Source organism: Corynebacterium callunae DSM 20147 (assembly GCF_000344785.1).
Lineage (GTDB): Bacteria > Actinomycetota > Actinomycetes > Mycobacteriales > Mycobacteriaceae > Corynebacterium > Corynebacterium callunae.
In genome coordinates this window covers 39333-64047 of sequence record NC_020506.1, presented here as the reverse complement: position 1 = coordinate 64047, position 24715 = coordinate 39333, and the positions used below count along the sequence as shown (strand labels likewise).

18 protein-coding genes, 1 tRNA gene and 2 pseudogenes are annotated in these 24715 nt (G+C 52.0%); 10 read left to right on the top strand and 11 right to left on the bottom strand.

All coding sequences use genetic code 11. The features are described 5' to 3' along the window. Positions 1-52 precede the first annotated feature (52 nt). From H924_RS13755 to H924_RS00290, 3 genes are all read right to left on the bottom strand, one after another. The gene (locus tag H924_RS13755; RefSeq protein WP_015649974.1) at positions 53-2818 is read right to left on the bottom strand and encodes an FAD/NAD(P)-binding protein; all 2766 of its coding nucleotides are present in this window, start codon (positions 2816-2818) and stop codon (positions 53-55) included. Further along, positions 2815-3822, bottom strand: a complete 1008-nt coding sequence (locus tag H924_RS00295; RefSeq protein ID WP_015649973.1) for a pyridoxal-phosphate dependent enzyme — start codon at positions 3820-3822, stop codon at positions 2815-2817. The genes H924_RS13755 and H924_RS00295 overlap by 4 nt, the downstream gene beginning before the upstream one ends. A 76-nt stretch (positions 3823-3898) precedes the next feature. Next, a complete protein-coding gene (locus H924_RS00290; RefSeq protein WP_015649972.1) occupies positions 3899-4156 on the bottom strand; it encodes a metal-sensitive transcriptional regulator in 258 nt (85 codons plus the stop codon). A gap of 146 nt (positions 4157-4302) precedes the next feature. Here H924_RS00290 and H924_RS00285 point away from each other — a divergent pair, with 146 nt between their 5' ends. Further along, entirely contained in the window at positions 4303-5301 is a 999-nt protein-coding gene (locus H924_RS00285) for an NADP-dependent oxidoreductase (RefSeq protein ID WP_015649971.1), read from the top strand. Here H924_RS00285 and H924_RS00280 read toward each other — a convergent pair. The 3 genes from H924_RS00280 to H924_RS00270 all read right to left on the bottom strand — a co-directional run bounded on the left by H924_RS00280 (position 5291) and on the right by H924_RS00270 (position 7319). Then, positions 5291-5893, bottom strand: a complete 603-nt coding sequence (locus tag H924_RS00280) for a TetR/AcrR family transcriptional regulator (protein ID WP_015649970.1) — start codon at positions 5891-5893, stop codon at positions 5291-5293. The two genes, H924_RS00285 and H924_RS00280, sit on opposite strands and share 11 nt — an antisense overlap. Before the next feature lie 75 nt (positions 5894-5968). After that, positions 5969-6454 carry a DUF2231 domain-containing protein gene (locus H924_RS00275; RefSeq protein WP_015649969.1) on the bottom strand — a complete coding sequence of 162 codons (486 nt, stop codon included), beginning with the start codon at positions 6452-6454 and terminating at the stop codon, positions 5969-5971. Between the two features lie 160 nt (positions 6455-6614). Then, on the bottom strand, positions 6615-7319 hold the full coding sequence (locus tag H924_RS00270; RefSeq protein ID WP_015649968.1) for a VIT1/CCC1 transporter family protein: 705 nt from the start codon (positions 7317-7319) through the stop codon (positions 6615-6617). A 458-nt stretch (positions 7320-7777) separates the two neighbouring features. Between H924_RS00270 and H924_RS00265 the strand changes: the two genes are divergently transcribed. Further along, positions 7778-8800, top strand: coding sequence for a PTS transporter subunit IIC (locus tag H924_RS00265; RefSeq protein ID WP_029703599.1), 1023 nt, complete (start codon positions 7778-7780; stop codon positions 8798-8800). Positions 8801-8894: 94 nt separating this feature from the next. Here the strand turns inward: H924_RS00265 and H924_RS00260 are convergent. Beyond that, positions 8895-8978 (bottom strand) — tRNA-Leu (locus H924_RS00260). Positions 8979-9317: 339 nt separating this feature from the next. Between H924_RS00260 and H924_RS00255 the strand changes: the two genes are divergently transcribed. From H924_RS00255 to crgA, 8 genes are all read left to right on the top strand, one after another. Beyond that, the gene (locus tag H924_RS00255) at positions 9318-10184 is read left to right on the top strand and encodes a DUF3662 and FHA domain-containing protein (RefSeq protein ID WP_029703598.1); all 867 of its coding nucleotides are present in this window, start codon (positions 9318-9320) and stop codon (positions 10182-10184) included. Positions 10185-10199: 15 nt separating this feature from the next. Next, the gene (locus H924_RS00250) at positions 10200-10658 is read left to right on the top strand and encodes an FHA domain-containing protein FhaB/FipA (RefSeq protein WP_015649965.1); all 459 of its coding nucleotides are present in this window, start codon (positions 10200-10202) and stop codon (positions 10656-10658) included. Further along, positions 10658-12022 carry a PP2C family protein-serine/threonine phosphatase gene (locus H924_RS00245; RefSeq protein ID WP_015649964.1) on the top strand — a complete coding sequence of 455 codons (1365 nt, stop codon included), beginning with the start codon at positions 10658-10660 and terminating at the stop codon, positions 12020-12022. Before H924_RS00250 ends, H924_RS00245 begins: the two co-directional genes overlap by 1 nt. After that, complete coding sequence (locus H924_RS00240) at positions 12019-13398, top strand: FtsW/RodA/SpoVE family cell cycle protein (RefSeq protein ID WP_015649963.1); 1380 nt, start codon at positions 12019-12021, stop codon at positions 13396-13398. The genes H924_RS00245 and H924_RS00240 overlap by 4 nt, the downstream gene beginning before the upstream one ends. Continuing rightward, positions 13395-14819, top strand: a complete 1425-nt coding sequence (locus H924_RS00235; protein WP_015649962.1) for a penicillin-binding transpeptidase domain-containing protein — start codon at positions 13395-13397, stop codon at positions 14817-14819. Before H924_RS00240 ends, H924_RS00235 begins: the two co-directional genes overlap by 4 nt. Before the next feature lie 3 nt (positions 14820-14822). Next, the gene (locus tag H924_RS00230) at positions 14823-16238 is read left to right on the top strand and encodes a serine/threonine-protein kinase (RefSeq protein WP_015649961.1); all 1416 of its coding nucleotides are present in this window, start codon (positions 14823-14825) and stop codon (positions 16236-16238) included. Continuing rightward, complete coding sequence (pknB, locus tag H924_RS00225) at positions 16235-18235, top strand: Stk1 family PASTA domain-containing Ser/Thr kinase (RefSeq protein WP_015649960.1); 2001 nt, start codon at positions 16235-16237, stop codon at positions 18233-18235. Before H924_RS00230 ends, pknB begins: the two co-directional genes overlap by 4 nt. Positions 18236-18336: 101 nt before the next feature. Continuing rightward, entirely contained in the window at positions 18337-18609 is a 273-nt protein-coding gene (gene crgA, locus H924_RS00220) for a cell division protein CrgA (protein WP_015649959.1), read from the top strand. 120 nt (positions 18610-18729) lie between these two features. On the opposite strand, the pseudogene H924_RS00215 reads toward crgA, so the two are convergent. The 4 genes and pseudogenes from H924_RS00215 to H924_RS00200 all read right to left on the bottom strand — a co-directional run bounded on the left by H924_RS00215 (position 18730) and on the right by H924_RS00200 (position 24413). Beyond that, positions 18730-19923 (bottom strand): annotated as a pseudogene (locus H924_RS00215) (IS1249 family transposase). Between the two features lie 174 nt (positions 19924-20097). Beyond that, positions 20098-21443: pseudogene (locus H924_RS00210) on the bottom strand (IS256 family transposase). Positions 21444-21526: 83 nt separating this feature from the next. Then, positions 21527-22846 carry an aminotransferase class III-fold pyridoxal phosphate-dependent enzyme gene (locus H924_RS00205; RefSeq protein WP_015649956.1) on the bottom strand — a complete coding sequence of 440 codons (1320 nt, stop codon included), beginning with the start codon at positions 22844-22846 and terminating at the stop codon, positions 21527-21529. Positions 22847-22859: 13 nt separating this feature from the next. Further along, complete coding sequence (locus H924_RS00200; RefSeq protein WP_015649955.1) at positions 22860-24413, bottom strand: CoA-acylating methylmalonate-semialdehyde dehydrogenase; 1554 nt, start codon at positions 24411-24413, stop codon at positions 22860-22862. Positions 24414-24715: the final 302 nt, after the last annotated feature.

The following is a 24715-nucleotide window of genomic DNA, read 5'->3' as shown; positions in this document are numbered from 1 at the left end:
CAAATATTAAACCAAAGTTTAGTTTATCCTTTAGTTTATTGTCCATAGATTATTAAATATCGATATCATCAACGCTAAGTTCCGCACCCCACACCACATTTTTAGCCAAGGGAATCTGATGGGAAGCACTTTCTACAATGTGCATGAAATAACCCGCAGTATTGGGAATGGCAATAATATCCCCTACTGCAATTCCCTCCGGGAAGACCATGTCACGCCTAATAATCACCTCATCTTCAATGCAATAGGCGCCGACCAAAAAGCCACGAGCTCCTGGCTCCCAATGCGTACCCACACCCGGCCATGCATCGACCGGCTGCGGTACCAAAATAGGATCTAGCAAAATATCGTCCGAGGTGGTGCGACACTGAGTTCGGTTCATCTCCACACCCACCAAAGGAACTCCATCACTGCGGTGTTTTAGAAATGCCACCCGTGCCAAAATAACGCCACAACCATCCAAAACTGCACGTCCCGGTTCCACGTGGAGCCGCAATCCGCGCTTAATAAACTCAGGTGCAGTACCTGCAAGAACTTCTGCAAGCCACGCTCCACGGGTAGGAGTTTGATGGAAAGGATAGGTGTTCGCCAAAGGATCACCCTTCCAAGTAAAAGGTTGCTTATGGCCTGCGTTCATTTGCTGCAAAGAATCGTGGAATGATTCCCATTGCTGAGCATCGTCGAGATAACTCATCGGTACCCCACCGCCAATATCAATAAAACTGGGGCGGTGACCCGCTGCGGTCGCGGCGTCGATAAGCACAAAAGCTTCTTGGAGGGCAGTTTTTCGATCGTTAGCGCTATATCCGTGTAGATGAAAATGGACTCCCACCAGCTGTATTGCCTTAGACAATGAGGGCAGCTGAGCAATCCACACATCAAGGAGCTCGCCAAAACGGGTAGCGGGCAAACGCGCAGGATTAGGGGCCAAACGTGGTGCCACTGATGCTGTGAGCTGAAGTTGGCTAGCCAATTCCCTAATGCGCTGCAGCTCAGCAACCGAATCCACCGAAATCCGTACATCATTTTTGAGAGCAAGTTCCAGCAATGGATCTGGTTTAATCGCGGCGCTGAGAATGATATTTTCACCCTTAACCCCACGATTAAGCACCTGTTGCAGCTCCCTAAAACTTGCCACATCCACACCGTGTCCGGCATCGCGAATGGCATCAACAAAAGTCAGAGCTTTATTGGCTTTGCGGGCAAAAAATACTCTGGTTTCCACACCAGCATCCGCACCGGCAGCCACCAATTCTGCACAATTTCTTAATAAAGGCGCATGGTGCAGCACATTTGCCGGGGAGCCAAACTCTGCCACGATCTCTTGACAGCGCTGCCTATCATCTAATAAATCAATAGCCCAAGGCTCCAACCTGGCGGTCAACGGCTCTATTGCCATCATGCGCGGATTTGCTAGGGTTTTTGGTGCAGAATTTTTGATCACTGTTGCAGCCCACCTCGGGATCACATTATGGAGAGTCCGCGATAAAGTATCGGGACCTAAAACAACATTTTCACTTTCACGGCCCACTACAGCCACATGTTTAAGGCCAACCACCCCGCCCTGAGCATCCAACCACTGCCCTGGATTATGGGCCGCAAGCTGGGCAATCGGGCTATTTCTGAGCGGGGAATTAAGTCCTGGTGGAGGCAATACGGCATCGATTGTGGCGTCGACTGCTGGCAGCCTGCCGGCCGGTGACAAGGCTGCGGTATCGACGATGCCGGCGTCGATAAGCGCCAAAATCTTTTGCGCATTAACTGGCGGAGGCCCAAAAGCTAAGCTCTCTAGATGGGCTGCAAGCTGGGCAAATCCAGCTAAACTGGCGCGCCCGCCATAAGAGGTGCGCTGCACAATTGCCGGATAAAGCGAGCGCCACGCCTGCCCTACCGCCCACTCGGCGCCAGGGGGTACCTCGCCGCGCGCAACCTGCAGGGAAAGACGAAGCTTTGCGACGGGATCCTCTTGGCCGTGACACGCAAGAATGGCCTGAACAGCACTTTTGTCATTTGTACCCAATAGGTCCGAGGCGCAATTGCTTAAAATTTCTTTAAAATCGTCCATATCGCGGGCGATCTTAATTTTTGCTGCATATCGATTAATAATCTCGGGATTAATGGTGAAAATCCCAGGATCTGGTTTGACCTCCATAAATTGGCCACGGCGACTGAAAGGATAAATTTTTGCCGGTTCTTTTCCACTTTGGTGATAACCTGCTTCATCAAAATAGCCACCGCGCCCTTCAGTTAACGCTAAAACAGCATCAATAAAAGTTAAGGCAGCACCACGGACAGCAACCCGCCGACCAGCTGAAATCTGTGCCAATTGAGCATGCGGATACACCTTCAGTGCGTTTTCCAAAGCGCCGTCCCAGCTGTGGGCATGGCCGGTTGCTAGAAGTACCTCGTGATAAAGCTTGCCCTCCACGTTCCACAGCTCGCCGGCCTGTTCCAAAGAGTCCGCTCGCTTTTTAATGTGTTTGATGGTGCAGCCCGGCGGGAGGTTTTCTTGTAATTCCACAAACGTTGCCTGAAAAAACTTGCCTACCAACGCGCGTGGCGGAAAAGGGTCACTGGAATCTGTGCGCCACTGATTAAATGTTGTGGTGCGACTACGAATGAGGCTGGCATTAACATTTAGCCGCCAATAATCCGGTTGCGCTGGGTTATACGCTGCACCAATTCCCACTTCCTGGGGATCCCACATATCAATATGGACTGCTACCCCATGGGTTTTGGCTTGAAATAACAATTCTTCTGCAGCCCACAAACCCCTGGGACCTGCACCGATAATGGCGACGGTGATTGGCGTACTCATAGCTGCGCCATTTTCTGTTCAAGTTCAAGGGCCCTCACGCCGAGGTTTTCTAACACCCAAGCATCATCAAAAATAGTGTCCACATAAGCAGCACCAGCATCATGGAGGATAATAACAACCTCTGAACCTGCAGGTAGATCCTTAATTTTGGGCAACAATGCAGCAACCACCGCACCGCCAGAGGCTCCTGCTAAAATTCCCTCTCTTTTTACCAAGATCCGCGCACCGGCAACGGCATCAATATCGCAAACCCGCACAACCTCATCAGGATGGACAGAAGTAGCTAATTCCGGCACCACACCTGCCCCAAATCCCGGCAGGGTACGAACGCCTCGGGCGCCACCAAAAAGGACTGAGCCTTGGGCATCCACTCCGATTACGTGGGTTGCAGCGCCCACCTCATGCAGCTTTTTTATACAACCGCCGATTGTGCCAGTGGTACTCATAGCAACCATCAAAACATCCGGAGTGTTAGGAAGATCGTGGAGGATTTCGCTCATGGTGCCTTCAGCATGGGCATCAAAAGCAGCCTTATTGGAATATTGATCCAGCGAAATTGAATTGGGGATTTCTTTAAGAAGCGTGTGCACAAGTGCCCGGCGCGCAATTAGCCAATCACCGGTTTCAGAATCAGGCCGCTCCACCAGGTGCACAATGGCGCCAAAGGCTTTCATAATGGCTAGTGCCCGCGGATTGGCACGTGGATCCACCACACAATGAAAAGGCCAACCATGCAGAAGGCATTCCCGTGCTAAAGCCATGCCGAGGTTTCCCGAGCTGGATTCAATCACGCTGACTCCGGCACTCAAGGTGCCATCGGCAATTCCTGCTTTAACCAGGGCTGCAGCGGTGCGATCCTTAGTGCTGCGACCGGGATTAAATTCCTCAAGTTTGGCCCAGATATGAATATCTGGGCGTGTGCTGAGGCGGTCGAGCCTTACCAAAGGAGTATGGCCGATGGTGGCATTTATCCCGGCCACTGCGGAGATCTCAGCTAAATTCATAGCGACGATACTATCCGAAAGGTTACTATCGCATGAGAGACCTAAAGCTCAGGTATTATTTAGTCCTGTATTTTTCCTAAGCGAGGGTCAGGAAAAGCTTTTCCATCTCTTTTTTATCCATTTCGCCATTTGGATCCGCCAAGCACTGTTCAAGGCCTGCGGCAATAATGGCAAAACCAGCGCGATCAAGTGCTTTAGTCACTGCTGAAAGTTGGGTGACCACGTCTTTGCATTCGCGTCCTTCCTCCAACATGCGCACCACAGCGGAAAGTTGGCCCTGTGCACGCTTGAGGCGATTAAGTGCTGGCTTGAGCTCGTCGGGATCAAGTTGCATGAAATTCTCCTTTATTTGATCTTCCCACCATATACCCCCATGGGCATTTGGGATAGTTTCTTATTCCTGAAACCCTGTTTCTCCAAGGGGAAAATATGAGTAAACTCAGAATTGATTACACTCACATAAATTCAGGAGTACCCCTTATGCGCGCATTTGTCCTCAGTAAATACCAAGCAGAGGTTGAAGAACAAGAAGTCCCAGAGCCCACTATCGGCGAACATGATGTGCTGATCGCAATTGAAGCAGCTGGCCTCAACCACTTGGATGAGAGAATCCGCACCGGCGAATTTAAGGCTATTTTGCCCTATAAAATGCCACTCATTTTAGGCCATGACCTAGCCGGCACAGTGCTTTCCGTTGGCTCTAAAGTCCAAAACTTTCAGGTTGGTGACAAAGTTTATGGCCGCCCCCGCGATTTCCACATTGGTACTTTTGCCGAGCGTATTGCAGTAAATGAAAATGATATCGCCCTCGCACCTACCTCAATCACCACGGCAGAAGCAGCTTCCTTGCCGCTAGTGGCGCTGACTGCCTGGCAAGCACTAGTAGAAATTGCCAATGTCCAACCCGGCCACAAAGTGCTCATTCATGCAGGTGCCGGTGGTGTGGGAAATTTTGCCATCCAGCTAGCTAAGCACCTTGGCGCTCATGTGGCCACCACTGCCTCAGCCAAGAATAAGGAATTCTTACTGGAACTTGGCGCTGATGAAGTCATCGACTATCGTAGCCAAGATTTCTCCACCGTACTCTCTGATTTTGACGTGGTACTGGATACTTTGGGTGGCGAAAACCTCCTCAAATCCCTGCATATCCTGCGCAAAGGTGGCATTGCTGTGGGAATCTCCGGTCCTCCCACCCCAGAATTTGCCGCAGACGCCGGACTCAACCCCATTGTGCGCCTCGCCACCGCCGCCCTCAGCTTCAAAACCCGACGTCGCGCCAAGCAGTTAGGTGTGAGCTACCAGTTCCTCTTTATGCACGCCTCCGGCGCACAGCTTAAAAAAATAACCACGCTAATCGACGACAACCTGATCCGTCCCGTGGTCGGAGAAACGCTTCCCTTTACCCAGATACCAGCAGCTCTCAAATCCTTGGATAATTCCACTGTCCGCGGCAAGACAGTTTTTAGCTCTAACCTTTAAAAATCACACTTAAAAGCCCACGGAGTTCTGCAATTAGCTCTGTTGGGCCTTTCTCCTTATTTAAGGCCGAGGATAGTGTCACAAACATCGTTGCCGAAACCACCTGCGTTAATGCAGCAGCTTCAGTTTCCTCGATGCCTGCATATTGCATAATGAGGGCTTTAATTTCTTGCTCGGTCTCCCCCACAATTTCCAAAGCTTTAGCATGATGTGGTTCGTTAGGATCGCCAAAAACCATCTCTTGTAAATAGGTGCGTCCATTAGACTCCTGCACTCGATTACATTGGATCACTGGGGTAACCAGCGCCATTACTGCATCTAGTACGGAAGATTCTTGAGCAGCAGCTTTTTTACCACGAGCTAAAGCAGCTGCATAATTGTTATTTTGCACCAGCAGCAGCAGCTCACCCTTAGTTTTTGCATAAAGAAATAGGGTTCCAGTGCCGATATCGGCAGCTTCCGCAATTTGCTGGGTAGTAACATCTGCTACCCCATGCTTGGCAAAAAGCTGAGTTGCTGCGGCCGTGATGCGCTCGAGTTTTTCCTGCTTATTCCGCTCACGACGGCCTAATTGAGGTTTATCCTCGGACATCACTAAACCCTCCATCACAAAAATATGATTAAACTCAGTTTCAAGCTTAGTCGCTGGAGGGAAAGATCTTAATTTTTAGGAATTCTGCCAATCCGACCACGCTGCTGCAGCACCGGTATTACCGGTAACAATTACCTGGTAGATAACAAAAATGCCAGCAATAACAGTCAGTACCTGAAACAGAACATGCAACCAACGCATTTCTTGTAATTTACCCAAGAACTTCAGTTTTGCAGCAAACCATGGACCATTAAGCGCAATCAATACATAGAGCGACGCCGCAAAAAGCAGTGCTGCAATTTTCATAAGGTCGCCTTGTTCTGCGTGCTCACGGATAAGCTCATTGCGCGGCATGGCATGCTCGAGGGCTTCACCAGCACTGGCGGTTAAAAGCGTAGCGATGGTGGCAATGAAGGTAACAATCACTGCTGGCCATTCAATTACACGGCGCCATAGCGGGCGGACCGCATAAACTATGCCCACAATGGCAGCAATTGGGGCAAGTACAACTGCAGCGTGCAGGAAAAGAATATGAGCAGGAAGACCAAAGATCTCTAACATTGTTGAGCCTTTCGGGAAGCGCAACCAGCTCCTACCGTCTCAACAATTAAGAAGGCCTCATCTGGTCTAAAAATTCTTTTTAGATTTTAGAAAAATTAGTTGGCAATCTAGGGATAATTTCCTACCTAAAAGATGGGGAAACCCGACCAGCATGTTCTCTTTAACTGAAAAGCGAACCCAAACCATAGGTAAGCGCGAGACCTAAAGCACCGCCGATAAGCAGACGCAGGCAAGAACGCACTCGAGAAGTTCCAGACAACATGGCTGAAATATAACCAGTCAAAGCCAAGGTAAGCAGGGTGACAATCGTAACCACCATGGCCTTTGTGCCATCTGGTGCGAGGAATACTGACAGCATTGGCAGCAAGGCGCCCGCCAAGAAAGAAATTGCAGAGGAAACCGCTGCTGCAACAGGACTGGTGAGTTCATCACTATCCATACCCAATTCCAGCTTCAGGTGCGCTGCCAGTGGATCGCTTTTTTCAATTTCACGCGCAGCCTTAACCGCAGTCTCGTTGGAAATTCCATAACCGGAAAGGATGCCCACCAATTCCTGATGTTCTTCCTCCGGTTGTTCTTTAAGCTCGCGACGCTCCAAAGCCACCAGACTCTTTTCAGAATCTCGCTGTGCGGAAACAGAAACGTACTCACCCAAAGCCATGGACACTGCACCCGCAATGGTGGAAGCAATACCGGCAAGTAAGATCGCCCCATCCCCCATGCCGGTGGCAATAACACCCAGCAGCAAAGCCGCAATAGAGACGATGCCGTCATTTGCGCCGAGGACTCCGGCGCGCAACCAATTCAGGCGTGCGTGATGGCTGGCGGCGTGGGGTTCAAAAGAATGCTCTGAATTTAGAGTCATGGGTATTTCCTTTATGAAGGTTTAGCACCAGGAATCTGAACTAATTCCCACTGCTTAGTTTATCTAGCTACTTGTCTGAATATGCAGACATTGCAAAAAAGAGACGCGCAAGACAGGCAATCAGCGTGCATACAGTTCAAGAACGAAGGTCACGGCCCGGAACCGTGTGCCCAAATCTTCAATATTCAACGCCCCAACGCCGGCCGCGCAGGATTATTCACACCACTTAAATACCATAATGGATATATTTTCTAATCGCCTTATGGTTTGTAGTATGCAATTAATTCCGTGATTTTCCCATGGCGGGCCTTAAATTAATCTGTATGACAATATCCACTGATAATGAATCGGCCAATACCCCGGTTTCCACCAGTCCGGAATCCGCAGAGCCAATTCGAGCAGTCTCACCCACCGGGCCAGATGAGCCGCAGGAAAAACTCACTGCCGGCAAATTCACCATGAACGTGCTCAATGGTATTTCCATTGCAGTGGTTGTGGCACTTGTACCTCAAGCCCTGCTTGGTGAAATTTTCACCGCCTTGCTGCCGGTCTTTCCTCAGGGCCAAACCCTGATCAATATGGTGAGCTTGTCCTCGGCAATGCTGCCAATTCTGATCGGTGTCATGGTGGGCCTGCAGTTCAAGCTGAGTCCCATCCAAACAGCATGCGTGGGCCTGGCCAGTGTCTTGGGCTCAGGGGTTGCAACTCCCCAAGAAGCTGGTGGATTCATTGTTAAAGGCACAGGCCTCGTACTGAATTCCGGCCTCACGGCCGCAATCGCCGTTGGTCTTCTCCTTCTCATCGGACACCGACTCGGCTCATATACCGTCTTGTTCTTATCAACAATTACCGTCGTGATTGCAGGCGGAATCGGCTGGATTGTCACCTACCCCATCGTCAAACAATTAACGGCCTGGATCGGAAGCTTGGTCAACGGTGCAACCGATCTGCAACCAATCGTCATGGGCATCGTGCTTTCAGTGGTGTTCTGCGTCATGATCGTCTCCCCTGTTTCCACCGTTGGTTTAGCAACCGCCATTATGATGACCGGCGTCTCCTCCGGCACTGCCAACCTAGGTGTTGTCGCAGCTGGTTTTGGCCTATGTATCACCGGCTGGAAAGCAAATGGACCAGGTAAATCACTGCTTCCACTACTGGGATCACCGAAGGTGCAAATGGCAAACGTCTGGGGCCGGCCATTAAACTTCTTGCCTATTCTCTCGACAGCAGCAGTCCTCGGAGCACTCGGCGGAATCTTTAAAATCTCCGGCACTCCGATTTCTGCTGGTTTTGGTATTTCTGGCCTCGTTGGTCCACTCGCAGCACTTAATTATGAAGGCTGGGGCTGGACTACTAGCAACATCACCATCGTCGTAGGGGTCTTTATTATTGCCCCAATCTTCTTTTCAGTCTTTTTTAGCTGGCTCTACTCCAAGTTGGGCTGGGTAAAGCCCGAGCACTTCCGCCTCGATTTTGAATAAGGGTTAAGCACCAAAACCGGGAATACAAAAAACCGGAGTTCACAGTCAATAAAGAATGTGAACTCCGGCTGAGCAGCTCGAAAACTACTTTTTGTGCCCGGGGGGGGACTTGAACCCCCACGTCCTTGCGAACACTGGCACCTGAAGCCAGCGCGTCTGCCAATTCCGCCACCCGGGCAGGGTGTCATTTTTGCGACTTGATAAAGATATCATGAGGACCCGTGGAAATACCAAATCACCAGCTAAAAGATTAGTTTTTAGTTGGCAACAATGCGATAACTATTCCGCTTTTGATGGTTTCGCCTATAACTACAGGCGTCTTCACCTCTATAATGACGCTATCGTGCGCTTTGCTCCTTATCTCTGTGTTGGGATTTTAATTAAAAACCCAGCCACAGGGCGGGACAAAGCCATGCCCTTAGGCGTTTTCATAAAGGAAGCACCTATGGAACACCCAACATGTTAAGGAAAAGGAGGTCGCGAGCAATTGGCTAATTCAAGTCGAGTGGCTAATGCGATGAACAGTCTCGCCAAGCTAGACAGTTCTTTACAACGCGGCCTTGATAACGCGTTGGCGTTTGTTTTCCGTGGTCGTGTTGTTCCAGCCGAGCTTGAGGAACTTCTCAAGCAGCAGGCTGAGGACAATGTTGTTCATACTGCGGATGGCTATGTTGAAGCACCGAATATTTTTAAAGTTTCGGTGAGCCCTAAAGATTTTGAAAATCTCATTGAACGTTTCCCTGATCAGCCAGCTCGTTTCACTGATCAAATGATGAGATTTTGCAGGAACAGTGGCTGGACATTACCTGGCCCGGTGATTGTACTGATTGCAGAAGATTCTTCTTTGCACACCGGCCAGTTGAAGTCGGTATCGGAAAAAGATCCCGATCCCGAGTTGAGTAGCGGTTATCTGCCTTTGGAAGGCGACGGCATCCTGCCGATCGCGGAAAGTGAGTCGAAGAACGTGTCTGATAGTTCCCCTTATACCGGCACGGAGTTCCTGCCCGCGCAGTCTGCGGATCGGCCTCTAGCTCAAGGAGTATCACAGTCTCAGATGGAAGCCAATCGCCTCAATGCCATGAAGCGTAGTGGCCCAACTGTCACTCTCCTGCTCCAAGATGGTTCCAGCCGCACCTATGTGGTGCAAGAAGGTTCCAATATCATTGGTCGCAGCAATGACGCAGACCTCCGTTTGCCGGATACTGGCGTCTCACGCCAGCATGCAGAAATCACCTGGGATGGCCGAGATGCCATCTTGGTTGATTTGAAGTCCACCAATGGCACTACAGTTAATGACACTCCGGTTGACAATTGGCTCCTGGCTGATGGCGATGTCATCACCGTTGGGCATTCCAATATCGAAGTTCGCATTGTTAGCCCTTAAAGGGAGAGGTTGAGTATGGATTCTCTGGTCCTTTTGGGGCTGCGCATCGCGCTTCTTGTTGTGTTGTGGTTTTTCGTTTTAATGGCCTTGCGCGCAATGCGCGCCGATTTGAAGGTGGCCGGGCCCGCGTCGACAAGCACTGTTAATGCCCCCCAAGGTTTAGCGCGCGCGTTTAACCGTTCCAGCGCTCCCCGCCTGCTTACTGTGGTGGAGGGTCCGCTTGCGGGTTCCTCTATCGAGGTCAGCGAGGATATGACCGTGGGTCGGAGCCCTGATTGCACCTTTGTGGTCGGCGATGATTACGCCTCTGGCACCCACGCACGCATTTTTAAGCGTGGTTCTGAATGGTTTGTCGAGGATCTGGATTCCCGCAACGGCACTTTTGTGGGCGGCGTGCGCATTGATCAACCTGAACAGGTTGCAGTAGGCACAGATATCCGGATTGGTCGTACAACAGTGAGGCTTGTTCCCTAATGCTGAAACTTAATTATGCGGTGGCCTCTGACCGCGGCCTGGTGCGAGGAAATAATGAGGATTCCGCTTATGCGGGTCCTCACCTCTTAGCGCTTGCCGACGGTATGGGTGGCCACGCAGCTGGTGAGGTTGCCTCCCAGTTAATGATTAACCACCTGCGGGCACTCGACGTGGACCCTGGTGACAATGACATGCTGGCACTCATTGGCTTGGTTGCTAATGAGGCCAATGCTTCCATCGCTGCTGGCATTGATGAAGACCCGGCGCGCGATGGCATGGGCACCACCCTGACGGCCTTTATGTTTAACGGCACTGACCTGGCACTATGCCATGTGGGCGATAGTCGTGGATACGTCATGCGCGAGAACAAACTGGTGCAGGTCACTGTGGATGATACTTTTGTACAGTCCTTGGTTGCTGAGGGCAAGCTGGATCCAGAAGATGTATCCACCCACCCACAGCGTTCTTTAATTTTGAAGGCTTATACCGGCCACCCAATTGAACCAACCCTTGAGCAATTCCCAGCTCAGCCTGGTGATCGACTCCTGTTGTGCTCGGATGGCCTCTCCGATCCGGTAACCCATTCCACTATTGAAGAAACTTTGCGTGTTGGCACTCCACAGGAAGCTGCCCAGAAGCTTGTTGAATTAGCTTTGCGCTCTGGTGGTCCAGACAATGTCACCGTGGTGGTGGCAGATGTTGTACCTGCTCCAGATTCTGATTCTGATTCTGCAGATGCAGCCTCGGTACCAGTTACCGCTGGGGCACTTAATGGTGAGCCAACCGAGGAATCACACCCAGATACTGCTGCAGGCAGAGCAGCCGCAATTACGCGGCGACCTAAGGTGATTGATCCGGCGCCGGAAATATCATCAGATTCCGGAGCTCCGGAGGGACCTGAAATTGAGGATCCACCGGAGAAGAGTTCTGGCAAGCTTGCGGTTTTGGTTGTAGCCCTGGTCATCCTCATCGGTGTAGTTGCCGCAGGATGGTGGGGCTACTCCCGTATTGACAGCACCTTCTATGTTGCTGTGAATGACCAGGAAACAATCTCCATTGAACAAGGCGTTGATTATCGGGTCTTTGGCAAGGATTTGCACTCGCAATTCCAAGTGGCCTGTTTAGATGGCGCCGGCACCCTGACTCTCAAAGAATCATGTGAGGGAGCTGCTGCTTTTTCTATTAATGATCTTCCTGAGTCATTGCGCGGTAGTGTCGCAGACCTACCATCAGGATCCTATGACGAAGTCCAAGCACAAATGCAAAGACTCGCGGCTCAAGCCTTACCCGTTTGTGTGAATAAAGAAACAACCACCGGTGGAGATCGCAACGAACCCGGAGTTAACTGCAGGGAGGTGTCATGAGCACACTGGAAAGACTAAAGCTACGCCGCACTGAAATGTGGCTTCTGCTGCTGGCCACTGTCGTTGTGGCAGTCATGTTTATCAGCCTCGAAGTTGCTTTGGGCAACGAACTGGGCATGCACATCGTCATGCTCATCGGCGGATACATTGGCGTATTCACCATTGCCCACTTAGCGATGGCATGGGTTGCTCCCTTCGCCGATCAAATTATGCTGCCGGTAGTGGCACTACTTAATGGCATTGGACTGGTGATGATTTATCGTCTCGACCTAGCCACTGGCTACTCCACTGTGAATAGCCAGTTGATGTGGACCTTGGTGGGCGCTGTCCTCATGGTTGTAGTTCTGGTGCTGCTGCGCGATTATAAGTCACTCTCCCGCTATTCCTATCTGCTTGGTGTTATCGGCCTTGTACTTTTGGCCTTGCCTTTGGTGTGGCCACAACCAGGTGGCGTGGAAGCCCGCATTTGGATTTGGTTGGGGCCTTTTTCCATCCAGCCAGGTGAGTTTTCCAAGATTTTGCTGCTGCTGTTTTTTGCTCAGCTTTTGGCTACCAAGCGTGCGCTGTTTACAGTGGCGGGTTACCGCTTCCTAGGCATGGACTTCCCGCGTTTGCGTGACCTCGCCCCCATTCTGGTGGTGTGGGCTTTGGCCATCCTCATCATGGCTGGCGCCAATGACTTTGGCCCCGCGCTGCTGCTCTTTAGCACGGTGTTGGCCATGGTTTATCTAGCCACCGGACGTGGCTCTTGGCTGCTCATTGGTGCAGTGCTGGTGGCAACCGGTGCTTATGCGGTCTACCAAGTTTCCGGCAAGATCCAGGAACGTGTGCAGAACTTCATTGATCCAGTTGCACACTATGACACCACTGGTTTCCAGCTCTCCCAATCACTCTTCGGAATGAGCTGGGGTGGCATTACCGGAACCGGCATCGGCCAGGGTTATCCCAATATGATTCCGGTGGTGCACTCGGACTTTATTCTCGCTGCTATTGGTGAGGAACTGGGATTGATCGGTTTGTCTGCCATTATTGTGCTCTTCGGAATTTTGGTTACCCGCGGTCTGCGCACCGCTACCTTGGCACGCGATAGTTATGGCAAGCTGGTTGCTTCCGGCTTGTCTATGACCATTATGATTCAGATTTTTGTGGTGGTAGCTGGTATCTCCGCACTGATGCCGATGACTGGTCTTACCACTCCATATATGTCTCAGGGCGGCTCTTCCCTGATGGCTAACTACATTTTGTTGGCCATTCTCTTGCGCATCTCTGATAGCGCTCGCCGGCCTGCCATGATCAAACAGCTCGAGCAACAGGGCATTGATCCAGAGGTGGCAGGGACTTCAGGCAATACTGCTAATCCGGGGGTCAACGCATGAACCGCTCAATAAGAATTGCCTCGCTCTTTTCCCTGCTGTTGATTCTGGTGCTTATTGCCAACCTCAGCTGGATTCAAACCTTCCGCGAAGATGACTTGGCCCAGAACCCCCTTAATGGCCGTGCCTTTTTGGAGATGAAATCTACTCCACGTGGCCAGATTTCTGCAGGTGGTCAAATCTTGGCGCAGTCCAACCAAGATGCCAATGAGCTCTATCAGCGTGAATATGTCACCGAGCCAGAAGCCTTTGGCCCAGTGGTAGGTTATCTCTCTGATATTTATGGCGCTGCCGGCTTAGAATCTGGACTTAACTCCGTGCTGAATGGCACCGACTCTTCCCTGTTTACCTCGCAGTGGCTTGATGTTATTTCGGGCAAGACAACACATGGTGCCAATGTGGAATTAACCCTGGATCCTGCAGTGCAGGAAGTCGCCTATGAGCAACTTAGCCAAAGTGATTATGAGGGTGCAGTGGTAGCTTTGCGCCCAAGCACAGGCGAGGTATTGGCCATGGCCTCCTCCCCTAGTTATGACCCGAATCAGATTGTAAATCCAGATACCGCTGAGTCTGCCTGGGAGGAATACACCTCTGATGAGGGTGCTCCTTTGCTCAACCACGCCACTCAGGAATCTTTGCCTCCGGGATCTATTTTTAAGATCATCACCTCTGCCGCTGCCTTGGAAAATGGTTATTCTACAGATTCCACGGTGACCGCCGCTTCGGAAGTAACACTGCCTGGCACCACCACCACCTTGACCAACTATGGTGGCCAAACCTGTGATGGTGGTGGCACCACAACCTTGCTAACCGCTTTCCAATATTCCTGTAATACTGCCTTTGTAGAAACCGGCATTGATGTCGGAGCAGATGCTATGCGTGCTGCTGCGGAAGACTTTGGCGTGGGGCAATCCTATGACCTTGGTCTGGATAATGTCCCTGGCGACCTGGGCGAAATCCCAGACGATGCGGCTCTCGGTCAGTCCAGCATTGGTCAGCGCGATGTAGAAATGACTGTGCTGCAGGCCGCTGTCATGGCTGGCACTGTGTCCAATGGTGGTGTGCGCATGGAACCCTATTTGGTCTCCCGCGTGACCGGCCAGGATCTTAGTGAACTCAGCAGCCATAAGCCTGAATCTGCTGGCGGAATTGAGCCAGAAATTGCAGAGCAGCTCACTGAGCTCATGAAGGCTTCAGAGCGTCATACTTCCGGTTATGCCGGAGTGGAGATTGCCTCCAAGACTGGTACTGCAGAACATGGTGATGAAAATACCCCACCACACACCTGGTACGTGGCATTTAATAATGACGTTGCCGTTGCTGTGTTAGTTAAAGATGGTGGTGGATTTGGCACCACTGCAACTGGTGGCAAGGTTGCAGCCCCAATTGGCCGTGCAGTGTTGCAGGCAGCGGGAGGATTTTAAATCATGAGTGCAGAAGACAACACCGGTATCGAACGTCTCCAACAGCTCATCGGCGATGACTATCGCCTGCAGTGGATTATTGGCCATGGTGGCATGTCCACGGTGTGGTTGGCTGATGACATTATTAATGATCGCGAAGTAGCCATTAAGGTGCTGCGCCCTGAGTTCTCTGACAACCGGGAGTTCCTCAGCCGTTTCCGAAATGAGGCGCAGGCTGCGGAAAATATCGATTCGGAACATGTTGTAGCCACCTATGATTATCGCGAGGTCCCTGATCCCGCTGGCCACACCTTCTGCTTTATTGTCATGGAGTTTGTGCGCGGTGAATCCCTGGCGGACCTTTTGGAAAGAGAAGGCAGCCTAGCTGAGGATCTCGCCTTGGATGTGCTGGAGCAAGCAGCGCACGGCCTCTCCGTGATTCACCGCATGAACATGGTGCACCGCGATATTAAGCCGGGCAATATGCTCATTACTGCCAATGGCATTGTGAAGATTACGGACTTTGGCATCGCCAAGGCGGCAGCTGCGGTGCCACTTACTCGCACTGGCATGGTGGTGGGTACTGCGCAATATGTCTCCCCGGAGCAGGCGCAGGGCAAGGAAGTAACGGCAGCTTCTGATATTTATTCTTTGGGTGTGGTCGGCTATGAAATGATGGCTGGCCGTCGGCCTTTTAGTGGCGATTCTTCCGTTTCGGTGGCAATTGCGCATATCAACCAGGCACCGCCACAGATGCCCACCAGCATCACTGCCCAAACGCGTGAGCTCATTGGCATTGCCTTGCGCAAGGATCCGGGTCGTCGATTCCCGGATGGAAATGAAATGGCTTTAGCCGTTTCAGCAGTGCGTTTGGGTAAGCGGCCACCGCAACCGCGCACTGAGGCCTTGATGGTGCAGGCCGAGGCGCCGTCGCCAAGCGCCTCCACGGCGATGTTAGGCAAGGTGGCCCGGCCTGCGACGATTACCCAAGAAGCAGCTCCCCTGCGTGGTTCAGGTATTGGCATTGGGCTTTTTATTGCTGCTTTGCTCGCAATTATTATTGGTGCTGTCATTTATGCGGGTGCCACAGGTATGCTTTTCCAAGAAACTCCTGAGGAAACTACCACTCCGCAGACAATTACTCAGACCATTACGCCAACGGTGGAAGAAACCACCTCGGTGTATGTTCCACCGCGTACCACTTCACGGGTGCCAAGCAGCTCCCTTGAAACAACTTCACAGCGTCCAACGACAAGTGAAGAGACCAGTACACCTTCAACAACTTCGGAAGAAGAAACCCCTTCAACCACTAGTTCAAGCTCTCGTTTTTCCGTCACCCCAATGCCTACCGGCGATAACACTCCCAACGAGACTGATGCTGCAGTTTCTGAACTAGCCGAGGCTGTTAGTCAATTAATGGAAGTAGGAGAAGCGCAGTGACCTTTGTGATCGCTGATCGCTATGCGCTCGGAGCCAATATTGGTTCCGGTGGCATGAGCGAAGTGTTCGCGGCCACCGACACCCTCATTGGGCGGGAGGTCGCAGTAAAAATGCTGCGCTCAGACCTGGCCAAGGATTCCAATTTTAGGGAACGTTTCCGCCGCGAAGCTCAAAATTCTGGACAGCTAAGCCACCCCAGCATTGTCGCGATTTTTGATACCGGTGAAGTTGATCGCGATGGCATTTCCGTGCCTTTTATTGTGATGGAGCTGGTCCAGGGTAGAAACCTGCGCGATATTGTTGCCGAGGATGGCGTTTTTAGCCCTACCGAAGCTGCCACTGTCATGATTCCAGTGTGCGAGGCGCTGCAGGCTTCCCATGAAGCAGGCATTATTCACCGCGATGTAAAGCCCGCAAATATCATGATCACCAACACCGGTGGAGTGAAGGTGATGGACTTTGGTATTGCCCGCGCGCTAAATGATTCCACTTCCGCGATGACTCAGACCTCTGCGGTAATTGGCACCGCGCAGTATCTTTCCCCGGAACAGGCTCGTGGCAAGCCCGCCGATGCACGTTCCGATATTTATGCCGCTGGCTGCGTGATGTATGAACTTGTCACCGGTAAACCACCTTTTGAAGGCGAGTCTCCCTTTGCGGTGGCTTATCAGCACGTCCAAGATGATCCCACTCCGCCCTCGGATTTCATTGCGGATCTTACGCCAACCGCGGCGCTAAATATTGATGCTGTAATTTTGACTGCCATGGCTAAACATCCCGCAGACCGTTATCAATCGGCCCGTGAGATGGCTTCTGACCTGGGACGTTTATCACGCAATGCAATTTCCCATGCAGCCAAAGCACATGTAGAAAAACCCGAAGAAGTTGCCGCAGAACCTGCAGCACCAACGCGCGTTGCGACGCGCACCTCCACCGCAATCGCCGCCGGCGCGGCGGCTGCGGGTTCCCAGGCTGACACTCCTAACGGAGTGCCACAAGAATCTCGCTCCCAAGCGCGTGCCCGCCAACGCGAGAAATCCAAGCGCAAAGCTCGGATCCTCACTGCCCTGGCGCTTATTTTGGGACTGGGTGCAATAGGTATTGCAGCTGCATTTACCTATGATTACACCAGCAATACAGCAGCACCCACCACCCGCACGATCCCCAATGTCCAAGGCTTGCCACAGCAAGAGGCACAGACAGAATTGGAAGCTGCGGGCTTTGTGGTCAACATTGTGCAAGAAGCTAGTGCCGATGTAGCAACCGGTTTGGTTATCCGGACCAGCCCAAATGTTGGTTCAGATATCCGCATCGGAGCCACCGTTACCTTGACCGTGTCCACCGGGCGCCAAATGGTGCAGGTTCCTGATGTTTCTGGAATGTCCTTGGAAGCTGCAGCTCAAGCAATTGAAGCAGCAGGCCTGACCCTCAACCAAAATGTCAGCGAAGAATACTCTGCCGTTGTTTACGCTGGAAATGTTATTAGCCAAACCCCTACGCCTGGCCAGGAAGTAGCCATCGGAGCAGCGGTTTCTTTGACAGTATCCTCAGGTGTGGAAAATGTTCGAGTTCCACTGACTACTGGTATGAAATGGGAGCAAGCCCAACAAAACCTGATCTCTCTAGGTTTTGTTCCTGAGGTAACTGAGGTGGATAGTTCACTGCCTGCCGGTGAAGTTATTTCAGTATCCAATGAAGGCACCGAATTGCCTAAGGGTTCCACCATTTCGGTACAAATTTCAAACGGCATGATTATCACTGCCCCTGATTTGGCACGGATGAATACCCAGGAGGCACTTGCGGCACTGCGGGCAGCTGGTTGGACCGCCCCTGATCAGTCACTAATTGTGGGCGAACCTATTCCAACCGCAGCCTTGGTTGATCAAAACACCATCGGATTCCAAAGCCCAACACCAAAAACAGAGTTCCGTAAAGATGCCTCAGTGACGATTAGGCTGTATCAATTTAATCTCACTGCCCTGGTTCCCAGCCCTTAAGCTACCTCTCCCGGCAGCTGGTACATTAAGCTCGAAATGAGAAAGTACCGGTTGCCGGGCTCCGATTAAAAGCAAGCAATAGAAACATGAAGGTGTGAACAATGCCAAAGGCAAGAGTTACCAATAACGCAGCAACTCCGGTTTCCAGCAATCCCAGCGCTAACCGCACTCCGGTGAAGATCAATTCCACCGGCACCCCAATGTGGTACAAGGTGATCATGTTTGCCTTTATGATCATCGGCCTGGCCTGGTTGATCACCAATTACCTTGCTGGTGAGGATATTGCATTTATGGCTCAGCTTGGTGCCTGGAACTATGGCATTGGCTTTGGCCTGATGATCATCGGCTTGTTGATGACCATGGGTTGGCGCTAACCGCCACCAAAAAAGCTCTTAGCGGGAAACGCTAAGAGCTTTTTTATTGCGTTAACTAATTCGGGTTAAGGGACAAAAAGTGTGTCTGGCTCCGGCGTGTCACAGGAGCCAGTCCCCGGGTTATCGGCCTACCGATCCCTGCCGGATACCCATAGAGTATGAATACGTGGTGTCGATCGCGTTGTCGTAGGTAGCTGGCCGACCGTCATCGTGTCCGTGGATGTTTACGATGTCAGTCTCAGTTACTTCATGTGCAAGTAGACGTGCGTGGTGACCCCACTACTGGCGCCCGGCGATCCGAACAGGGTCGTCGGGTGCTTGCGTTTTTAAGTAAAGCCACCAGTCGATCGCGACGCGTTGGCGGTGTGTCGGCAGGCCACGGTGTAACCGGGCTTGTTCTTTCAGTGGGGCGTTGACGCCGCCTTCCAGCGCGTTGGTGGTCGAGGCGAGTGTTTCTGGGTCGAGGATGCCTGCTGGTGGTTGGAGCCAGGTGAATAAGAATCCCCGCTTGTAGGCGTATTCCAGCTGGTTGTAGGCCTTACGCACCCGGGCGTGGGTGAAAACCCATGCTTTGTCACCGGAGCGTTGATTTTTCGGTATGTAGGTTTTTTCGTCCATATAGCTGCGGTAGACGGTGTTGAAATCATGCAGGTGGGTTACCCAGGTTGCTGCTTGCTCTGGGGTTGTGACCTTGGTGAGGTTTAAGGCGATGCGGTAGATGGCTTTGCCGGCATCGGTTCTGGGCCTGCTGGTGGTGTTGCGGCGGACGTTGCGCTGGATATGGACCAGGCAGCGTTGGATTTTCGTGGTCGGCCAGAGGGTGTTGATGGCTGAGTAGGCTCCTTGGCCACCGTCGATGACCACGATTAGTGGTGGGGTCAGTGGTTGTAATAGGGCGGTGTAGGCGGCCTTGTTTTCTTTGTGGCACCAGTGCCAGGAGATAACGTGATCGGTGGTGGAGGCGATGAGCAAACAGCCGCCGTTGAGGTAGGTGCCGTCGAGGAAGATCTGGTCGTAGACACGATGAGGGTCTGGGGTGGTGGGTGGTTGGATCCACCAGCACCAGGTGAATTTCCTGGCCAGGGTACGGCGGTGGCAGCCGTGTTCGTGGGCAAGTTCAGACAAAGATTTCTTGCCCGTGATCCAGGTGATGAACAGTCTGAAAGTCGCGGCGTGTTGGTGGGTGGTTTGGGTGGTTCTGGTGAAGCTGTGTCCGCAGTGGGTGCATCGCCACCTGGTGGTTCCTTTGGTGGTGGTGCCGTTTTTCTTGGTGGTGTTGCTGCATACGGGGCAGCGTGGTCGGTTGGTTGTCACGGGGAAATATCCAACCGATGGCATCTACCAGATTGGTGGTTTGGGGTGGGTTAAGCAGTGGTGAATAGCTGTTGGGGAGCTATTTAACCTTGGTTTAGGGGTGGTGGTCTGGGGTTATTCCGGTATCCGGGAGCGTGTCAAGTTGTTTGTGTGTGGGGCTCCCGGATTTAAAAGTTAAAGGTAAGCCTCGAAGCGGTCTGGGAACGCCACCGCCATCTGATTAATCGCCTGCTTCCAATTGGCAACCTTGCGACCCTCAATCAACCGGCCGCTGCTGGCAGCCACCCGTTTTCCCTGCTTAGCGCGTTTCGCCGCCCGCTTATCCTCAATATTGCAGATCATCAACCACAGCGTCTTGATCGCAGACTCATCATTGGTGAACTGCACCCGGTTCCGGGTAGCTTTGCGCAGCTCATTGTTCATCGACTCAATCGAGTTCGTCGTATAGATCACCTTCCGTGCCATCGGCGGGAACTGCAGAAACGGGATAAACCGATCCCAGGCATCCCGCCAGACCTTCGCCGACTGCGGGTACTTGACCCCCAGTTCAGATGCTTCAAACTCCTCCAACGCCGCGCGTGCGGTGTCCTCGGTCGGGGCAGTGTAAATCTTTTTCAGCTGGGCCGATACCGCCTTGCGATCCCCGTAGGCCACCCACCGGTTCGCCGCCCGGATCAGGTGCACCACACAGGTCTGGACCATCGAATCAGGCCAGGTGGCTTCCACGGCCTGCGGCAGGCCCTTGAGCCCGTCACAGCACACGATGAACACGTCCTGGACCCCACGGGAGGCCAGGTTGGCGCACACATGAGCCCAAAATGATGCTCCTTCTTCCTTAGCCAACCAGATACCCAGGATGTGCTTGATACCCTCCATATCCACCCCAATAGCCAGGTGAGGGCGGATTTGTTGACCACCCGGCCCCCGTCACGGACTTTGATGCGTAGTGCATCGAGGAAGATCACCGGGTAGAAGTCATCGAGTTGGCGGTTTTGCCAGATCATCACCTCATCCAAAACAGCATCGGTGATCGCGGAGATCGTCTCGTGGGAAATATCGACACCCATGGAGGTGATCATGTGGTGTTGGATATCGCGTACGGTCATCCCGCCGGCATAGAGGCTGATGATCATGTCATCGACGTCGGTGAGCCGGCGGGAGCCTTTGGGTACCATCGTGGGCAAGAAAGAGCCGTTGCGGTCTCTGGGGACAGCAACATCGACGGGACCGTAGTTGGAATCGACCCGCTTGGGGTAGTAACCGTTGCGATGATTGCCCTGTTCAGCTTCTGTTTTACCATCCCGATCACCGTGCTCATAGCCGAGGTGGGCATCCATTTCAGCATTCAAACCCCGGTTGATCGAGGCCTGGAGTAGGCCCCTAACCAGGTCATTGGCGTCGGTGGTGGAGGTGCCGAGCTCACCGATGAGCTTCGCCATTTCGGGATTGGCGAGTAGTTTCTCTTCGATTGCTTTGATCCGTGCGGAATCTTCTGGATCTCGTTTAGCCACGGTAGTCATTCTGGTTCATCTCCTTGATGTGTGGGGATTCCCTCACACACAAACCATCTGACACCCTCGTATCCGGACACACTTTCTGTCACTTACCCCCTTAATTCTGCGCTGAGTACCTGCTTAATAATCTCCAACCCCCGCTTTAGCTCTGCCTCCGAAATAATCAATGGCGGTGCGATGTGGATTCGATTTTGTTGAATCATCGGCCACAAGCCAGCTGCCTTGAGGGCTGCTCCGATGCGTAACATTGGCGCATTTTCCTCCGCACTCGGATTAAAAGGCACCAAGGCTTCTCTACTGCGAGAATCCTTAACCAACTCTATTGCCCAGAATAAGCCCAGGCCACGAACCTCACCTACTTGCTCAAAGTCCTTGCAAAGATCAGCCAAAAATGGTGCCACCACTTCTTGCCCCAAGGTTTGAGTGCGCTGCAAGATATCTTCATCTTTAAACACTGCGAAGGTTTCCACACCTACCGCGCAGGCCAAAGGATGCCCGGAATAGGTCAAACCACCGGGATACACAGTATGAGCAAAAGTAGCGGCAATATCATCAGAAATAACCACACCACCCAATGGGACATAACCTGAATTCACGCCCTTAGCAAAGGTTAAAAGATCAGGTTCCACCCCAAAATTCTCCACTGCGAACATGGTGCCAGTCCTGCCAAAACCTGCCATGACTTCATCTGCGATATAGACAATTCCGTATTTATCACACAGGGCGCGCACACCTGGAAGATAACCAGGCGGTGGCACCAAAATGCCATTGGTTCCCACCACAGTTTCAATGATGATGGCTGCGATAGTAGCTGCGCCCTCTAAAATGATTTGTGCTTCCAAATGTGCCAAAGCGCGTTCACATTCTTCTTTTTCACATCCTGCCCAAAAGGCGGAGCGATAGGCGTAGGGGCCGAAAAAGTGCACAACTGAACTATCACTGGGCTCATTAGCCCAGCGGCGAGGATCGCCGGTCAAACTAATCGCCGTCGTCGTAGCGCCGTGATAGGAACGGTACATAGACATAACTTTTCTGCGTCCAGTATGTAAGCGAGCCATTCTTACCGCATGTTCATTGGCATCGGCTCCACCATTGGTAAAAAACACTTGGTTAAGCGATCTGGGTGCTGCCTCAGAAATTAAACGGGCCAGCTCAGAACGGGCATCATTAGCAAAGGCTGGCTGGATAGTAGCTAGTTTTTCAGCTTGTGCCTGCAGTGCCTTGACTAGTCGAGGATGCTGGTGGCCTAAGTTGAGGTTGACCAATTGGGAGGCAAAATCTAGATATTGCTGACCTTTGTCATCTTCAAAAAATACGCCTTGTCCGGCGACAACATGTAAAGAATCAACGTGGTCTTGGGCCGACCATGAATGAAAAACATGGGATGTTGGGGCAGCTACCGTTGTCATGTTCTTGCTCCTTTTAGTTGGTGGGGAAACCGAGGTTGATCTGGGATTCTTCGGGCTGTGGCCAGCGGGAAGTAACCACCTTGCGGCGGGTATAGAAGTTGAAGGATTCCGGGCCGTAGATGTGAGTGTCACCAAAAAGTGAGTCCTTCCAACCGCCAAAGGAAAAAGCACCAATGGGAACCGGGATGGCAACGTTGATGCCAACCATTCCTACCTCGATGGCGTACTCAAACTCGCGGGCAGTACGGCCATCACGGGTGAATACCGCTGTGCCATTGGCAAATTGGCAGTTGTTGATCAATGCCACGGCCTCATCAAAACTGCTGACACGGGCCACCGAAAGAACAGGACCGAAAATTTCTTCATCATAAACAGCCATGCCCGGGACAACATTGTCGATGAGTGTTGGTCCCACAAAAAATCCAGCTGCCGGCAATTCCAGTACGCGACCATCAACAACTACTGTGGCTCCGTCGGCTGTGGCTCCATCGATAAGGCCTTCGATACGAGTTTTAGCTTCGGCAGTAATTACTGGCCCCATTTCAGAAGTAGGATCAGTGCCAGCACCGATGGTAAGTTTTGCCATTCGTTCGGAGATTTTTGCGATGAGTTCATCAGCGATATCACCCACTGGAACCACCACACTAATGGCCATGCATCTTTCACCGGCAGCGCCAAAGCCAGCGGAAATGGCGGCATCCGCGGCTGCGTCAAGATCTGCATCAGGCATGACCACCATATGGTTTTTGGCGCCGCCGAGCGCCTGCACACGCTTACCTTGGGCAGTGGCCTGGGTATAAATAGCGCGCGCAATGGGTGTAGACCCCACAAAGCTGATGGCCTGCACGCGGGGGTCATCGATAAGCGTCTGCACTGCAGTTTTATCTCCGTGCACGAGGTTAAGCACACCGGCTGGCAACCCAGCTTCATGGAAGGCTTCGACGATCCAGTTAACGGCGCTGGGATCTTTTTCGCTGGGTTTGAGGATGACGGTGTTGCCGGCGGCAATGGCGGTGGTGATCATCCACAGTGGCACCATGGCGGGGAAATTGAAGGGAGTAATACATGCGACAACGCCGAGTGGCTGCCGGATTTGATGAACATCAAGACCCTGAGCTGCTTGTTCCAGGTACTCGCCTTTCATGTGATGGACCAGACCAGCGCAAAACTCCACATTTTCCAAACCACGGGTGATCTCACCCTGGGCATCGGACAGTACTTTTCCTTGTTCTTTACTGATAATCAGCGCCAGTTCATCCCGGCGCGAGGTGATGATCTCATGCAATTTGAACATCACAGCTGCACGTTTTGCCAGGCCAGTAGCCCGCCAACTCGGTGCGGCAGCCTGTGCTGCGGCAATTGCGGCAGCGACTGTCTCCGTGGTGGCTAGTGCTAAATGTCCAGTGACCTGCCCTGTCGCTGGGTTAAAGACCTTGCTGAAATGTTCGCTCTCAGTGTGTGGCTGGCCATTAATAATGTGCCCAATAATGGGTGGCTGTGCTGTTGCATTGGCCGTCGCAGGCGACTCCGAGGTAGTGCTGAGGGTGGCACTAAGGGTTTGTGACATTGCTTATCTCCTGGGGATTTTGGGGTTTTTAAAAAAAGTTGGCGAACCACACAATGACACTGTGTTAGTTACTTTTGTTTTCAAATCAGTTGTGATTTAACTTTTTAATGAATTTTTGGGCACTGCTGCGGAGTTAACTAAAAGCTCAGCTCAAAGCACCTTCAAGGGCAAAAACTGACGTTAAATACTTCCGTGGATCCCAGTATGACAGCAATATCTATAGCTTTATAGGTTCATACTGTGGCAGGTAAGTGGAAGAAAATTACACAATGTTCACACTTTTAGGCGGCAATATTGGGTGG

What these genes read in the sequence shown, in the direction of transcription:
- H924_RS13755 (WP_015649974.1), bottom strand. Translation starts at nt 2,818, where the DNA reads ATGAGTACGCCAATCACCGTCGCCATTATCGGTGCAGGTCCCAGGGGT.
- H924_RS00295 (WP_015649973.1), bottom strand. Translation starts at nt 3,822, where the DNA reads ATGAATTTAGCTGAGATCTCCGCAGTGGCCGGGATAAATGCCACCATC.
- H924_RS00290 (WP_015649972.1), bottom strand. Translation starts at nt 4,156, where the DNA reads ATGCAACTTGATCCCGACGAGCTCAAGCCAGCACTTAATCGCCTCAAG.
- H924_RS00285 (WP_015649971.1), top strand. Translation starts at nt 4,303, where the DNA reads ATGCGCGCATTTGTCCTCAGTAAATACCAAGCAGAGGTTGAAGAACAA.
- H924_RS00280 (WP_015649970.1), bottom strand. Translation starts at nt 5,893, where the DNA reads ATGTCCGAGGATAAACCTCAATTAGGCCGTCGTGAGCGGAATAAGCAG.
- H924_RS00275 (WP_015649969.1), bottom strand. Translation starts at nt 6,454, where the DNA reads ATGTTAGAGATCTTTGGTCTTCCTGCTCATATTCTTTTCCTGCACGCT.
- H924_RS00270 (WP_015649968.1), bottom strand. Translation starts at nt 7,319, where the DNA reads ATGACTCTAAATTCAGAGCATTCTTTTGAACCCCACGCCGCCAGCCAT.
- H924_RS00265 (WP_029703599.1), top strand. Translation starts at nt 7,778, where the DNA reads ATGAACGTGCTCAATGGTATTTCCATTGCAGTGGTTGTGGCACTTGTA.
- H924_RS00255 (WP_029703598.1), top strand. Translation starts at nt 9,318, where the DNA reads ATGAACAGTCTCGCCAAGCTAGACAGTTCTTTACAACGCGGCCTTGAT.
- H924_RS00250 (WP_015649965.1), top strand. Translation starts at nt 10,200, where the DNA reads ATGGATTCTCTGGTCCTTTTGGGGCTGCGCATCGCGCTTCTTGTTGTG.
- H924_RS00245 (WP_015649964.1), top strand. Translation starts at nt 10,658, where the DNA reads ATGCTGAAACTTAATTATGCGGTGGCCTCTGACCGCGGCCTGGTGCGA.
- H924_RS00240 (WP_015649963.1), top strand. Translation starts at nt 12,019, where the DNA reads ATGAGCACACTGGAAAGACTAAAGCTACGCCGCACTGAAATGTGGCTT.
- H924_RS00235 (WP_015649962.1), top strand. Translation starts at nt 13,395, where the DNA reads ATGAACCGCTCAATAAGAATTGCCTCGCTCTTTTCCCTGCTGTTGATT.
- H924_RS00230 (WP_015649961.1), top strand. Translation starts at nt 14,823, where the DNA reads ATGAGTGCAGAAGACAACACCGGTATCGAACGTCTCCAACAGCTCATC.
- crgA (WP_015649959.1), top strand. Translation starts at nt 18,337, where the DNA reads ATGCCAAAGGCAAGAGTTACCAATAACGCAGCAACTCCGGTTTCCAGC.
- H924_RS00205 (WP_015649956.1), bottom strand. Translation starts at nt 22,846, where the DNA reads ATGACAACGGTAGCTGCCCCAACATCCCATGTTTTTCATTCATGGTCG.
- H924_RS00200 (WP_015649955.1), bottom strand. Translation starts at nt 24,413, where the DNA reads ATGTCACAAACCCTTAGTGCCACCCTCAGCACTACCTCGGAGTCGCCT.